The 14,076-nt window shown below is 70.2% G+C and carries 11 protein-coding genes; 5 read left to right on the top strand and 6 right to left on the bottom strand.

Annotated elements, in window-relative coordinates; translation table 11 throughout:
• Nucleotides 1–43: 43 nt before the first annotated feature.
• From ACWC94_RS12445 to ACWC94_RS12435, 3 genes are all read left to right on the top strand, one after another.
• Nucleotides 44–2,113, top strand: a complete 2,070-nt coding sequence (locus ACWC94_RS12445; RefSeq protein ID WP_450796484.1) for a TerD family protein — start codon at nt 44–46, stop codon at nt 2,111–2,113.
• Nucleotides 2,114–2,335: 222 nt separating this feature from the next.
• Nucleotides 2,336–3,337, top strand: a complete 1,002-nt coding sequence (locus tag ACWC94_RS12440; protein WP_450796483.1) for a TerC family protein — start codon at nt 2,336–2,338, stop codon at nt 3,335–3,337.
• Nucleotides 3,338–3,486: 149 nt separating this feature from the next.
• The gene (locus tag ACWC94_RS12435) at nt 3,487–4,587 is read left to right on the top strand and encodes a calcium:proton antiporter (protein ID WP_450796482.1); all 1,101 of its coding nucleotides are present in this window, start codon (nt 3,487–3,489) and stop codon (nt 4,585–4,587) included.
• 21 nt (nt 4,588–4,608) lie between these two features.
• On the opposite strand, the gene ACWC94_RS12430 is transcribed toward ACWC94_RS12435, so the two are convergent.
• A complete protein-coding gene (locus tag ACWC94_RS12430) occupies nt 4,609–5,880 on the bottom strand; it encodes an MFS transporter (RefSeq protein WP_450796481.1) in 1,272 nt (423 codons plus the stop codon).
• A 209-nt stretch (nt 5,881–6,089) separates the two neighbouring features.
• Between ACWC94_RS12430 and aroQ the strand changes: the two genes are divergently transcribed.
• The gene (gene aroQ, locus ACWC94_RS12425; RefSeq protein WP_450796480.1) at nt 6,090–6,563 is read left to right on the top strand and encodes a type II 3-dehydroquinate dehydratase; all 474 of its coding nucleotides are present in this window, start codon (nt 6,090–6,092) and stop codon (nt 6,561–6,563) included.
• A 64-nt stretch (nt 6,564–6,627) separates the two neighbouring features.
• On the opposite strand, the gene ACWC94_RS12420 is transcribed toward aroQ, so the two are convergent.
• From ACWC94_RS12420 to ACWC94_RS12400, 5 genes are all read right to left on the bottom strand, one after another.
• Nucleotides 6,628–7,386, bottom strand: a complete 759-nt coding sequence (locus tag ACWC94_RS12420; RefSeq protein WP_450796479.1) for an amino acid ABC transporter ATP-binding protein — start codon at nt 7,384–7,386, stop codon at nt 6,628–6,630.
• Nucleotides 7,383–8,309 carry an amino acid ABC transporter permease gene (locus ACWC94_RS12415; protein ID WP_450796478.1) on the bottom strand — a complete coding sequence of 309 codons (927 nt, stop codon included), beginning with the start codon at nt 8,307–8,309 and terminating at the stop codon, nt 7,383–7,385. The genes ACWC94_RS12420 and ACWC94_RS12415 overlap by 4 nt, the downstream gene beginning before the upstream one ends.
• The gene (locus ACWC94_RS12410; RefSeq protein WP_450796477.1) at nt 8,306–9,190 is read right to left on the bottom strand and encodes an ABC transporter substrate-binding protein; all 885 of its coding nucleotides are present in this window, start codon (nt 9,188–9,190) and stop codon (nt 8,306–8,308) included. The genes ACWC94_RS12415 and ACWC94_RS12410 overlap by 4 nt, the downstream gene beginning before the upstream one ends.
• A gap of 138 nt (nt 9,191–9,328) precedes the next feature.
• Nucleotides 9,329–9,982 carry an MBL fold metallo-hydrolase gene (locus ACWC94_RS12405; RefSeq protein ID WP_450796476.1) on the bottom strand — a complete coding sequence of 218 codons (654 nt, stop codon included), beginning with the start codon at nt 9,980–9,982 and terminating at the stop codon, nt 9,329–9,331.
• A 46-nt stretch (nt 9,983–10,028) separates the two neighbouring features.
• On the bottom strand, nt 10,029–10,715 hold the full coding sequence (locus tag ACWC94_RS12400; protein WP_450796475.1) for a maleylpyruvate isomerase family mycothiol-dependent enzyme: 687 nt from the start codon (nt 10,713–10,715) through the stop codon (nt 10,029–10,031).
• A gap of 224 nt (nt 10,716–10,939) precedes the next feature.
• On the opposite strand from ACWC94_RS12400, the gene uvrA reads away from it, so the two are divergent.
• Entirely contained in the window at nt 10,940–13,987 is a 3,048-nt protein-coding gene (gene uvrA / locus ACWC94_RS12395) for an excinuclease ABC subunit UvrA (protein ID WP_450796474.1), read from the top strand.
• The last annotated feature ends 89 nt before the right edge of the window (nt 13,988–14,076 follow it).

Raw genomic sequence — 14,076 nt, 5'->3', positions numbered from 1 at the left:
ACCGGCAGGGCGCACGAAACAACGACACAGGGGGGCGACGGCGATGACGGCCGAGCTGGTGCGGGGGCAGAACCACCCGCTGTCCCACATCCGGCTGACCATCCGGATCTCGGCCGGGACGCCGGTCCTGGCCGGAGCCACGCTCGGCGACGAGAACGGCACGGTCCACGGCACCCAGTGGGTGGCCCATCCCGGCGCCCCCGCTCCGCCCGGCATCGAGGTGTCCCGGCAGGCCGCGACCGAACACCGGATGGCCGTCGACCTGGGCGCCCTGCCCGAGGCCGTGCACCGTGTCGACGTCTTCCTCGCCCTGCCCGCAGGGGCGGGAGCGCCGTCGCGGTTCGGGGCCGTCGCGGCCCCGCACACCGCCGTCGAGGGCGTCGACGGCACCGAACTCGCCTGCTTCACGCTCACCGGCCTGGACAGCGAGACGGCCGTGCTCGCACTGGAGCTGTACCGCAGGCAGGGCGCCTGGAAGGTGCGCGCGGTGGGTCAGGGCTACGCGGCCGGGCTCCCCGCACTCCTCGCCGACCAGGGGCTGCGGGAGCCCGCCGACCTCGCGGCCGCCGTCCACGAGGCGGCGGCGCACGGCCCGTCCCGCCCATCGCCGCCCTCCTCCACCGCACCCGCGCCGCAGGACAGCTCGGCCTGCGACACCTCGGCCCGCGCGCCGCGGGACACCTCCGCGACCGTCCCGCACGACGCCTCCGCTGCCGCGGCTCGCGACACGTCGGCTGGCGCGCCGCACGACACCCGTGCCCCGGAGCCCCCGCACGCCCCCGCCTCCGGTACGCCGGAGCCGACGCCCTCGTACGCCGCGCAGCGGCCCGAGCCGGCCCCCTCGTACGACGTGCCGAACCCGTACGACGCCCAGGCTTCCGGCGCCGGCCCGCGCGACACCGGCGCCCGGGTCGACTACACGCACCCCGGCCGCCGCACGCACGCCGCACCGCCCTCGGCGCCCGCGGACACCGACGGCCGGCCCGCGCCGCCCGTCGCGGGTGACGCCGTGGGCTGGTCGATGGAGGAGCGGCTGTACAACCAGATCTGGGGCATGTTCGAGGACCTGGCCCGCACGACCGCCGCGTACCGCAGTGCCGTCGACTTCGCCGACTCCCGCCTGGAGAAGGAACTCGATCAGGTCCTCACCGACCCCCGCGGCCGGCTCGGCACCGCGGGGGAGAGCGCCCGTGAGGCGGCCCACGCCCGCCGGACGCAGTTGGTGGACCAGGCACGCGCGGTCCTCGACCGCGATCTCGCCCAGCTCACCGCCGAGGCCGAGGTGGTCGAGCCCGCGCTGCCGCCCGCGTACGCCGGCTGGGACAACCCCGTCTGGCACGGCTACCGCATGCCCACCGAGCCGCCGATGGCCCTGCGCCTCGGCGACCTGCATCTGCCCGAGAGCGTGCCGCTGCGCATCCCCATGCTGGTCAGGCTGCCGCTGGAACGCGGCCTGTGGGTCGACAGCGGGTCGGCGGCCGCGCCCGACGGCTCCCCGGACTCCGCCGGGCTGCGGCACCTGGCCATGGAGGCGGCCGTGGCGCTCGCGGCGCGGCTGCTCGCCGTGCATCCGGCGGGGGACTTCGCCGTGCAGGTCATCGACCCGGCCGACGCCGGGGCAGCGGCGTTCGGTCCGCTCACGCGGACCGGCGTGCTCGCCGCGCCCCCCGCGACCGGGGCGGCCGGGGTGACCGAGGTGCTGGAGCAGCTCACCCGGCGGGTTGACCTGGTGCAGATGGCCCTGCGCGGCGGCGTACCCGAATCGCTGCCGGCCGATGTCGACACCGCACGACAGCTGCTCATCGTCAATGACTTCCCACACGGTTTCGACGACCGGGCCGTGACCCGGCTGCGCTATCTCGCCGACGAGGGGCCCGACGTCGGTGTGCACCTCCTGCTGGTGGCGGACCGTGAGGACGCGGCGGCCTACGGCCCCCTGCTCGATCCGCTGTGGCGTTCGCTGATGCGACTCACCCCCCTGCCCGACGATCACCTCGCCGACCCCTGGGTCGGGCACGCCTGGACCTACGAACCGTCGCTGGTGCCGGACGGCAGCCAGATCGTGCACCAGGTCCTCACCGAGGTGGCCCGGGCTCTGACCAAGCACAAGTAAAGCCCAACTGACCAGGCGATTTGGTCTTTACTTGACCTTCTTCTTTACCTTCCCTTGGTGATTGGGGTACTGTTTCCGTACGGAGGGGAGTACTCCCTGACTGCGGCGCACCCGTCAGTACGGACCGGTTCCGGTCCCGGGGCGTCGGCCCGACGCGGGTGGAAGAGACCTCCGGCAGCGACAACGCTGACGTGTTTGCCGTGACGTAATGCCGGAGGTGCAGTGGAAGTCTCCATGACCCTGTGGGTCCTGACCATCGTGGGTCTCGCCGCCCTGATCGCCGTCGATTTCCTCATCGGGCGCAAGCCGCACGAGGTGTCGATCAAGGAAGCCGGTATCTGGACCGTCGTCTGGATCGCCCTGGCCGGTCTCTTCGGCCTCGGTCTCCTCGTCTTCGGCGGCGGACAGCCGGCCGGCGAGTTCTTCGCCGGATTCATCACCGAGAAGTCGCTGAGCGTCGACAACCTCTTCGTCTTCGTCCTGATCATGGCGAAGTTCGCGGTGCCCCCCCGGTACCAGCAGCGTGTCCTGCTCGTCGGCGTGCTCATAGCCCTGGTCCTGCGGGCCGTCTTCATCGCCGCGGGAGCCGCGATCATCGGCAGCTTCTCCTGGGTGTTCTACCTCTTCGGTGCCTTCCTGATCTGGACCGCCTGGAAGCTCGTCAAGGAGGCCCGCGCGGACGAGGAGGACGAGGAGTACGAGGAGAGCAAGCTGCTGAAGGCCGCGGAGCGCAGATTCGGTGTGGCCGACCGGTACCACGGCACCAGACTGTGGATCCAGCAGAACAGTAAGCGGGTCATGACCCCGATGCTGGTCGTGATGCTCGCCATCGGCACCACGGACGTCCTGTTCGCCCTGGACTCCATCCCCGCCATCTTCGGCCTGACCCAGGACCCGTACATCGTCTTCACCGCCAACGCCTTCGCCCTCATGGGCCTGCGGCAGCTGTACTTCCTCATCGGCGGCCTGCTGAAGAAGCTGGTCCACCTCTCGTACGGCCTGTCGATCATCCTCGGCTTCATCGGCGTCAAGCTGGTGCTGCACGCCCTGCACGAGTCCGGCGTCCACGTCCCCGAGATCAGCATCCCGGTCTCACTCGGCGTGATCTGTGCGGTCCTGGCCGTCACCACCCTCACCAGTCTGATGGCTTCCAAAAAGCAGGCGGCCGCCGAGGCCGCGCACGCCGGCGGGGAAGGCGCTCCGAAGGACAGCGTCGACGCCTGACCGAGGCCGCGACGGATACGGCCGTGGCGGGAGCGGACTGCGCGAAGCAGACACCGCTCCCGCCGGTGCCGGTCCGCGTGGTGGAAAGGACGAGAAGTATCCGAAAAGAACGGAATGCGAATCCTGTACCTCTCTGCGACCATCGCCGCATGATCACTCGGCTCCGGTCGCTCACCCGGCAATGGACGATCCTCGTGCCGGTACTCGCGGTCGTCCTCCTGGTGTTCACCTGGGGCCGTCACCTGCCGGGCGCGGTCGTCGCCCTGATCGCCGTGGTGCTGGCCGGATCCGTCCTGGCCGCGGTGCATCACGCGGAGGTCGTCGCTCACCGCGTCGGCGAGCCCTTCGGATCCCTGGTACTCGCCGTCGCCGTCACGATCATCGAGGTGGCCCTCATCGTCACCCTCATGGCCGACGGCGGCGACAAGAGTTCCACCCTGGCCAGAGACACCGTCTTCGCCGCCGTGATGATCACCTGCAACGGCATCGTCGGTCTCTGCCTGCTCGTCGCCTCGCTGCGGCACGGCACGGCGGTCTTCAACCCCGAGGGGACCGGCGCCGCCCTGGCGACCGTGGCGACGCTGGCCACGCTCAGCCTGGTCCTGCCGACCTTCACCACCAGCAAGCCCGGACCCGAGTTCTCCACGGTGCAGCTGACCTTCGCCGCGCTGTCCTCACTGATCCTGTACGGCCTGTTCGTGGCCACCCAGACAGTGCGCCACCGCGACTACTTCCTGCCGATCACCCGGCAGGGCGAGGTCATCACCGCCGACGACCACGCCCAACCCCCCTCCCCGCGCACCGCCTGGATCAGCCTCGGTCTGCTCGGCCTGGCTCTGATCGGCGTGGTCGGCCTGGCCAAGGGCGTGTCGCCCACCATCGAGTCGGGCGTGGCGGCGGCCGGACTGCACCAGGCCGTCGTCGGTGTGGTCATCGCCCTGCTCGTCCTGTTGCCGGAGACGATCGCCGCGCTGCGCTCCGCACGCCGCGACCGGGTGCAGACCAGCCTCAATCTCGCTCTCGGCTCGGCCATGGCCAGCATCGGCCTGACCATCCCGGCCGTCGCCCTCGCCTCCGTCTGGCTGTCCGGACCGCTCGTCCTCGGTCTCGGCTCGACACACATGCTGCTGCTCGCGCTGACCGTGGTGGTCAGCTCCCTGACGGTGGTGCCGGGACGGGCCACACCCCTGCAGGGAGGGGTCCACCTGGTGCTCTTCGCGGCATACCTGGAACTGGCGATCAATCCATAGGGCAGCGGCGCAGGAACCGGGTCAGCTGGTCGCCGGCTCCACGGCCGGCACCGGTACCGGCCGCGTCTCCGGAAGCAGCGCGAAGCACACCAGACTGAGCAGGGAGACGCCCGTCAGATAGACGCCCACGGCCCACGGCACCCGTCCGCCCTGCTCCGCGAGCGCCGTGGCCACGATCGGGGTGAGGGCGCCGCCGAGGACCCCGCCGAGGTTGTAGCCCACCGCGGCGCCCGTGCAGCGCACCCGCGCTTCGTACAGTTCCGGCAGGTAGGCGGCGATGACCGCGAACATGATGATGAAGGCGATCAGGGCACCCAGAATGCCGAGGAACATCAGCAACGGCTCACCGGTGGCCAGCAGCGCCACCATCGGGAGCATCCACAGGGCGCAGGCCGAGCACCCCGTCAGACACATCGGCCGGCGCCCGTAGCGGTCGCCGAGCAGCGCCATCACAGGCGTGAGCGCCCCCTTCACGACCACCGCGGCCATGACACAGGTCAGCATCACCGTCCGGCTCACCCCGAGCCGCTCCGTCGCATACGCCAGCGACCAGGTCGTCACCGCGTAGAACACCGCGTACCCGACGGCCAGCGCGCCGGCCGTCAACAGCACCAGCCGCCCGTGATGCCGTACGACCTCGACGAACGGCACGCGCGCGTGGTCGTCGATCTCCAGGAACCGGGGGCTTTCGGCGAGCGACGAGCGCAGCCACAGGCCGGCCAGGGCCAGCACCCCGGCCGCCCAGAACGGCACCCGCCACCCCCACCGCGCGAACTCCGCGTCCGACAGTGCCGCCGACAGGGCGAGCATCACGCCGTTGGCGAGCACGAAACCGAACGCGGGCCCCACCTGAGGGAAGCTCGACCACAGCGCGCGTCGCGTGGCCGGCGCGTGCTCGGCGGTCAGCAGCACCGCTCCACCCCACTCCCCGCCGAGCCCCAGCCCCTGCAGGAAACGCAGGACGAGCAGCAGTACGGGTGCGGCGAAGCCGATCGTGCCGTACGACGGCACACAGCCCACCGCGACCGTCGAGGCGCCCGTGAGCAGCAGTGAGACGACGAGCACCGGCCGCCGCCCGCGCCGGTCGCCGAGATGCCCGAACAGGACCGAGCCGAGCGGACGGGCCACGAATCCCACCCCGAACGTCCCGAACGCCGCGAGGGTCCCCGCGACGGGCGAGAACGTCGGGAAGAACAGCGGCCCCAGCACCAGGGCCGCCGCTGTCCCGTAGACGAAGAAGTCGTAGAACTCGATCGCGGTCCCCACCAGCGACGCGGCGGCGAGTCTCGGCATCGAAGGGGCACTTACGGCGTGTACAGGCTGCATGCCGCGTCAACTACCCGCTGTGATCGGCGGTTACGGGGCGCGCGGTGGTGATCGGGCGACCGCGGCGTGCGCCGAAGTCGCCGGGGCACACGGCCCGCCCTGCGCTGCGGCCACCGTGATAGACCGGGTGCGAGCAGCGGTCGTCGACGTACCGCCCCGAACGGACCGGAGGAACCGTGCCCCGCACCCTGGCCAACGCCCCGATCATGATCCTCAACGGGCCCAACCTGAACCTGCTCGGCCAGCGCCAGCCCGAGATCTACGGCAAGGACACGCTGGCGGACGTCGAGGCGCTGTGCGCCAAGGCCGCGGCGGCGCACGGCGGCACGGTGGACTTCCGGCAGTCCAACCACGAGGGCGAACTGGTCGACTGGATCCACGAGGCGCGCCTGAACCACTGCGGGATCATCATCAATCCCGGCGCCTACTCCCACACGTCCGTCGCGATTCTGGACGCGCTCAACACCTGCGACGGCATGCCCGTGCTGGAGGTGCACATCTCCAACATCCACCAGCGTGAGTCGTTCCGGCACCACTCCTACGTCTCGCTGCGCGCCGACGGCGTGATCGCCGGATGCGGAGTGCAGGGCTATGTGTTCGGCGTGGAGCGCGTGGCCGCACTGGTGGGCACGGCCCAAGCCGACGCGTAGGCCCAAGCCGACGCGTAGGCCTGCGTCGACGCGTGGGCCTGCCTCGACGCGTGGGCCTGCGCCGTCACAGCCGGCCCGCCTCCACGATCCGCCGCAGGAAGCGCCGCGTGCGCTCCTGCTGAGGGTCGCCGAAGACCTGCTCGGCGGGGCCGCGCTCCAGGACGACTCCACCGTCCAGAAAGCAAACCTGGTCGGCCACGTCCCGCGCGAAGCCCATCTCGTGCGTCGCCAGCACCATGGTCATGCCGTCGTCCTTCAGGTCCCGCACCACCTCCAGCACCTCGCCCACGAGTTCGGGGTCGAGCGCCGCTGTGATCTCGTCCAGCAGCAACAGCCGGGGCCGCACGGCGAGCGCCCGCACGATCGCCACACGCTGCTGCTGGCCGCCGCTGAGCCGGTCGGGATAGGCATCGGCCTTGGCGGCCAGTCCGAGGCGCTCCAGCAGCTGCCCGGCCCGTTCCTCGGCCTCGGCGCGGGCGACGCCGTGCACCCGGCGCGGCGCCAGCGTGATGTTGTCCAGCACGGTCATGTGCGGGAACAGGTTGTACGCCTGGAAGACCACACCGATGCGCCGCCGTACCGCGTCCTGGTCGGCACGGGGATCGGTGATCTCCTCGCCGTCCAGCCAGATCGCACCGTCGTCGATCTCCTCCAGGAGGTTGGCGCAGCGCAGCAGCGTGGACTTGCCCGAGCCGGACGCGCCGATCAGGGCGGTCACCGTGTGCGGCGCGACCTCCAGTTCGACGTCCCGCAGGACGACGGAAGCGCCGAAGGTCTTGCGGACGGACTCCATCCGCAGGACAGGCGTGTCTGCGTCACTCATAGCGCTCCTCCCTGGGCCCGCTGCCGGTCCATCCGGGCCGTCACCCAGTCCGTGAAGCGGGTCATCGGAATGGTCAGCGCCACGAACACCAGCCCCGCGACGATGTACGGCGTGTAGTTCATGCTGCGGCCCACGATGATGTCGGCCGCCCGCACGGCGTCCACCGCGCCCCCGATCGAGACCAGGCCGGTGTCCTTCTGCAGTGACACCAGGTCGTTGAGCAGCGGCGGAACCTGACGCCGTACCGCCTGGGGGAGGACGACGTAGCGCAGGGCCTGCCGGCTGGTGAGGCCCAGCGAGCGGGCCGCGGCGTGCTGTGAAGGGTGGATCGACTCGATCCCGGCCCGGAACACCTCGGCCACGTACGCCGAGTACGTCAGCGTCAGCGCCGTACCGCCCAGCAGCACCGGATCGACCGTCACGCCCTGCAGTCGCAGCGCCGGCACGCCCAGGACGACGATCATCAGGTTGATGATCAGCGGAAGGCCGCGGAAGAAGTCGGTGTACGCCGCCGCCAGCACCCGCAGCGGGAAGAAGACCGGACCGCGCAGGGTGCGCGCGATCGCGATCAGCATGCCCAGGACCAGGACGGCGACGCCGCAGACCGCGAGCAGCCGGACGTTCAGCCACAGCCCTTCAAGGACCTTCGGCAGCGCCTCGCGCGCGTAGTGCGCGTCGAAGAAGGTCTCCTTGGTGCGCGGCCAACCGGGCGCGTCGACCACGACCAGATACAGCACGACGGCCGTGACCAGCGTCGAGAGCGCCGCGACGGCCGTGGCGCGGCGGGCACGCGCGCGTTGGTGGCGCTCGCGCTCCAGCCGCCGTTCGGAGGGTACGTAGCCGTCACCGTCGGCGGCGGCACCGGTCATGTCGCCCTTGTCGTCGGCCCCCTCCCGGGCCGACTCGCCCTTGGTGACCGTCACTTGAGCACCGGGGCGTCGACGGCGTCGGAGAGCCATTGCTTCTCGAGCTTGCCCAACGTGCCGTCCTTGCGCAGGGCGTCCACGGCGCCGCTCACGCACGAGGTCAGTGCGCTGCCCTTGTCCAGCACCAGCCCGAACTGCTCGGGCGCGGCACCCTGGTTCTCGAACTGGCCGACGATCTTCGCGTTCGTCACCTCGGCCGCGGTGATGTAGAACGCGGTCGGCAGGTCCACGACGATGGCGTCGACCTGGCCGTTCTTCAGGGCGGACTTGGCCTGGTCGTTCTTGGCGTACACCGCGGCCTCCTGCTTCGGCTTCACCACGTCGGTGATGTAGTCGAGGCTCGTGGTGCCCACCTGGGCGCCCAGCTTGAGGCCCTTCAGGCCTGCGATGCTCGTCGCTCCGGCGGCCTTGCTGCCCTTCAGGGCGATGACGGCCTGGCGCACGTCGTAGTAGCCGGAGGAGAAGTCGACGGCCTTCTTGCGCTCGGTGCTGATCGACACCTGGTTGATGTCGAAGTCGAAGGTCTTCACACCGGGCGCGAACGCCTTGTTGAACGGCACGCTCTGCCACACGACCGCGTCCTTGCCGTAACCCAGCTGCCGGGCCACGGCGTAGGCGACCGCCGACTCGAAGCCCTTGCCGTTCGCCGGCTTGTCGTCCTTGAACCAGGGCTCGTACGCCGGCTCGTCCGTCGCGATCGTCAGCTTGCCGGAGGTCCTGGTGGCCAACGTGCCCTGGGCGCAGCTCTTCGCGGCCGATCCGGACGGGCTTGCCGACGCGTTGTCCTCGGGCTGCGGAGCACAGCCGACGGCGGTGGCGAGCAGGGCTACGGTGGCGGCGGCCAGCGCACGGCGCACGGTGCGGGGGGCGAGGTACATGGCGGGAGATTGGCAGCGAACCCCACGTTTGTCCAGGTCATGACCGTAACTGTCCGCATAGTGGGAACGGGTGTTGCGGTCCTGTGAACGCCGCGCGTACGCGCCCGCGAAAGCGGCACGGGGAACTGTGCCGACACCTCACCAGCCGCGGGATCTCCACTCCGCCAGGTGCGGTCGTTCGTCGCCGACCGTGGTGTCGTTTCCGTGGCCCGGGTAGATCCACGTTTCGTCGGGCAGCGGACCGAAGACCTTCTCTTCCAGACCGTCCATCAGACTTGTGAAGTCCGCCGGATTCGTCGTCTTTCCAGGACCTCCCGGGAAGAGGCAGTCACCGGTGAAGACGTGCGGGTGGCCGTGCGGGTCGTCGTAGACCAGCGCGATCGAGCCCGGGGTGTGCCCCACGAGATGCCGCGCGGTGAGCTCGACACGCCCGACCCTGACGACGTCGCCGTCGTCCACGAGAACATCGGTGGGCACCGGGATGCCGGGAGCGTCCTCCCGGCCGGCGTACGTACGCGCGCCCGTCGCGGCGACGACCTCGGCGAGTGCCTGCCAGTGGTCGCCGTGCCGATGCGTGGTGACCACGGATGCGATGCCGTCGTCACCGATCATGCCGAGGAGTGTCTGCGCCTCGTTGGCGGCGTCGATCAGGAGCTGTTCGTCGGTGGCCCGGCAGCGCAGCAGATAGGCGTTGTTGTCCATCGGGCCGACCGCGATCTTCGTGATCATCAGGTCTTTCAGCTCGTGCACGTCGGCCGGTCCGCCGACCTTGACCTCTCCGCTGTACGTCATGGCGATCAGCCTATAGCGGGGGAGTGCCCGGCGGACCGTTGTCGCGCTACAGCGGCGGCAGCTTCGGCAGTGCGCCGCCGGTCGCCTTGAGCGCGGCCCCCTCGCGACGTCCGGCGAGCCAGCCCAGCAGGTCCGCCGGAGCGCCGTGGACCGTCACCTCGGGCTCGGCCGCCTCGCGTCCCGTGCTCCACGCGTGCGTGCCGTCCGTGACGCGGGTCGCGGGGACCTCGGGATGCCCAAAGAAGCGCTCCACGAGGAATCCGATCTCCCGCTGCGTGAACTCGGCCGGAAGATCCTCCAGCTCGTACCCGATACCGAGATCCACATGGTGCAGACCGACCTCGACCCACCTGCGGAACGGCACGCGGGACGCGGAGTCGGTGACCCCGTTGCGCAGCTCCACCGTGCGCGTCCAGTCCGCGGGGGCGTCCCCCACCGCCTGGAAGCGGGCCGCCGTCTCGCGCAGGTCCGCGAGCTGGTCGTCGAGGGGGCGGGGGGCGTCCCGCTCGATGTCGGCGTCCCGCGCCTCGGCGCTCGCGTACATGGGCCGGCCCTCGAGAACGTTCACGAGCGCGTCCGCGTTGCGGGCGAGGTGGGCGAGGACATGGCCGCGAGTCCAGCCCGGAAGCCGTGACGGCTCGGCGAGCGATGCGTTGTCCAGTTCGGCGACCGCTCTCAGGAGCCGTTCGGTCGCGTCGCGTACACATGCCAGGTCATGAGCGTGATCAATCATGGGCCTGACATTAGCCCCGCCACACCTTCGGGTGAAGGTGGTGAAGCACGTCCGCAAATCGAAAGCACGTGCTATATCGTCGGAGGCGACGTCGGGCATGCTGGATGGCCGGGGGTTGTTATGCAATCGGGCAATCCGACCGGCGTTGTCAGTGGCTCCCCCTAGTCTGAAGAAGCACGGGGGCCCCGCCCCTGTCACTTCTCTCAAGAAAGGTGCGGACCGGCGTGGCCGACCGTCTCATCGTCCGTGGCGCGCGCGAGCACAACCTGAAGAATGTCTCGCTCGACCTGCCTCGTGACTCGCTCATCGTCTTCACGGGCCTGTCCGGGTCGGGCAAGTCCTCCCTGGCCTTCGACACGATCTTCGCGGAGGGCCAGCGCCGCTACGTGGAGTCGCTCTCCTCGTACGCCCGGCAGTTCCTCGGCCAGATGGACAAGCCGGACGTGGACTTCATCGAGGGCCTGTCCCCGGCGGTCTCCATCGACCAGAAGTCGACCTCGCGCAACCCGCGCTCGACGGTGGGCACCATCACCGAGGTCTACGACTACCTGCGCCTGCTCTTCGCGCGCATCGGCAAGCCGCACTGCCCCGAGTGCGGCCGTCCGATCTCGCGCCAGTCGCCGCAGGCCATCGTGGACAAGGTCCTGGAACTGCCGGAGGGGAGCCGCTTCCAGGTGCTGTCGCCGCTCGTGCGCGAGCGCAAGGGCGAGTTCGTCGACCTCTTCGCCGACCTGCAGACCAAGGGCTACTCCCGTGCGCGCGTGGACGGCCAGACCGTCCAGCTCTCCGACCCGCCGACGCTGAAGAAGCAGGAGAAGCACACCATCGAGGTGGTCGTGGACCGCCTCACGGTGAAGGAGTCCGCCAAGCGCCGCCTCACCGACTCCGTGGAGACCGCCCTCGGCCTGTCCGGCGGCATGATCGTGCTCGACTTCGTCGACCTCCCGGAGGACGACCCCGAGCGCGAGCGCATGTACTCCGAGCACCTGTACTGCCCGTACGACGACCTGTCCTTCGAAGAACTGGAGCCCCGCTCCTTCTCCTTCAACTCGCCCTTCGGCGCCTGCCCCGACTGCACCGGCATCGGCACGCGCATGGAGGTCGACCCGGAGCTGATCGTCCCGGACCCCGACAAGTCCCTGGACGAAGGCGCCATCCACCCCTGGTCGCACGGGCACACCAAGGACTACTTCGGCCGTCTGATCGGCGCTCTCGCGGACGCCCTCGGCTTCCGTACGGACATCCCGTTCGCGGGCCTGCCCCAGCGCGCGAAGAAGGCCCTGCTGTACGGCCACAAGACCCAGATCGAGGTCCGCTACCGCAACCGGTACGGACGCGAGCGGGTCTACACCACGCCTTTCGAGGGCGCGGTGCCGTTCGTGAAGCGCCGCCACAGCGAGGCCGAGAGCGACGCCAGCCGCGAGCGCTTCGAGGGCTACATGCGCGAGGTGCCCTGCCCGAGCTGTGAGGGCACGCGCCTGAAGCCGATCGTCCTCGCGGTCACGATCATGGAGAAGTCGATCGCCGAGGTCTCCGGGATGTCGATCAGCGACTGCGCGGACTTCCTGGGCCGGCTGAAGCTGAACGCCCGCGACAAGAAGATCGCCGAGCGGGTGCTGAAGGAGGTCAACGAACGGCTGCGCTTCCTGGTCGACGTCGGCCTGGACTACCTCTCGCTGAACCGCGCGGCCGGCACACTCTCCGGCGGCGAGGCTCAGCGCATCCGCCTGGCCACCCAGATCGGCTCCGGTCTCGTCGGCGTCCTGTACGTCCTGGACGAGCCGTCCATCGGTCTGCACCAGCGGGACAACCACCGGCTGATCGAGACCCTGGTCCGGCTGCGTGACATGGGCAACACGCTCATCGTCGTCGAGCACGACGAGGACACCATCAAGGTCGCCGACTGGGTGGTGGACATCGGTCCAGGCGCCGGCGAGCACGGCGGCAAGGTCGTGCACAGCGGCTCGCTGAAGGAGCTGCTCGCCAACACCGAGTCGCAGACCGGCGCGTACCTCTCCGGCCGCAAGGCGATCCCGCTGCCCGACGTCCGCCGTCCCCGCGACCCGTCCCGGCGGCTCACGGTGCACGGCGCCCGCGAGAACAACCTGCAGGACATCGACGTGTCCTTCCCGCTGGGTGTGTTCACGGCCGTCACGGGCGTCTCCGGATCCGGCAAGTCCACGCTGGTCAACGACATCCTCTACACGCACCTGGCCCGCGAGCTGAACGGCGCGCGGAACGTCCCCGGACGGCACACGCGCGTGGACGGCGACGACCTGGTCGACAAGGTCGTGCACGTCGACCAGTCGCCGATCGGCCGCACCCCGCGGTCCAACCCGGCGACGTACACCGGAGTCTTCGACCACATCCGCAAGCTGTTCGCCGAGACCACCGAGGCGAAGGTCCGCGGCTACCAGCCGGGCCGCTTCTCCTTCAACGTCAAGGGCGGCCGCTGCGAGAACTGCGCGGGCGACGGCACGATCAAGATCGAGATGAACTTCCTCCCGGACGTCTACGTCCCGTGCGAGGTCTGCCACGGCGCCCGGTACAACCGGGAGACCCTGGAGGTCCACTACAAGGGCAAGTCCATCGCCGACGTCCTGAACATGCCGATCGAGGAGGCCACCGACTTCTTCGAGGCAGTCCCGGCCATCTCCCGGCACCTGAGGACGCTGAAGGACGTCGGCCTCGGCTACGTCCGCCTCGGCCAGTCCGCCACCACCCTCTCCGGCGGTGAGGCGCAGCGCGTGAAGCTGGCCAGCGAACTGCAGAAGCGCTCCACCGGGCGTACGGTCTACGTCCTGGACGAGCCGACCACCGGTCTGCACTTCGAGGACATCAGCAAGCTGCTGACGGTCCTCGGCGGCCTGGTCGACAAGGGCAACACGGTCATCGTCATCGAGCACAACCTCGACGTGATCAAGACCGCCGACTGGATCGTGGACATGGGTCCCGAGGGCGGTGCCGGCGGTGGCCTCGTGGTCGCCGAGGGTACGCCCGAGGAGGTCGCCGGGGTGCCGGCCAGCCACACCGGCAAGTTCCTGCGCGAGATCCTCGGCGCCGACCGCATCAGCGACGCGGACCCGGTGACGGCGCCGCGTGCGACCGCGGCCAGGAAGACGGCCGCGGCGACGGCGGTGGCGAAGAAGACGGTGACGGCCAGGGCCAACAACACGGCCACGAAGAAGGCCGCCGCGGCCACGAAGAAGGCCGCCGCGGCCACGAAGAAGGCGACGCCCGCGAAGAAGACGACGCGGGCACGCAAGGCCTGACGCCGTAGCGGCCAAGGTCTGACACACCACCAAAAAAGCGGCGCCCCGCGGGAACTCCCCGCGGGGCCGCGCGCGATCCGTCATAAGCC

Source organism: Streptomyces sp. NPDC001135 (assembly GCF_053598395.1).
This window is presented reverse-complemented; position numbering and strand designations above follow the sequence as displayed.

Excerpts from the sequence above, each read along its gene's own strand:
- ACWC94_RS12400 (WP_450796475.1), bottom strand. The coding sequence starts at position 10,715 with ATGATTGATCACGCTCATGACCTGGCATGTGTACGCGACGCGACCGAA.
- ACWC94_RS12405 (WP_450796476.1), bottom strand. The coding sequence starts at position 9,982 with ATGACGTACAGCGGAGAGGTCAAGGTCGGCGGACCGGCCGACGTGCAC.
- ACWC94_RS12435 (WP_450796482.1), top strand. The coding sequence starts at position 3,487 with ATGATCACTCGGCTCCGGTCGCTCACCCGGCAATGGACGATCCTCGTG.
- ACWC94_RS12445 (WP_450796484.1), top strand. The coding sequence starts at position 44 with ATGACGGCCGAGCTGGTGCGGGGGCAGAACCACCCGCTGTCCCACATC.
- ACWC94_RS12410 (WP_450796477.1), bottom strand. The coding sequence starts at position 9,190 with ATGTACCTCGCCCCCCGCACCGTGCGCCGTGCGCTGGCCGCCGCCACC.
- ACWC94_RS12420 (WP_450796479.1), bottom strand. The coding sequence starts at position 7,386 with ATGAGTGACGCAGACACGCCTGTCCTGCGGATGGAGTCCGTCCGCAAG.
- ACWC94_RS12430 (WP_450796481.1), bottom strand. The coding sequence starts at position 5,880 with ATGCCGAGACTCGCCGCCGCGTCGCTGGTGGGGACCGCGATCGAGTTC.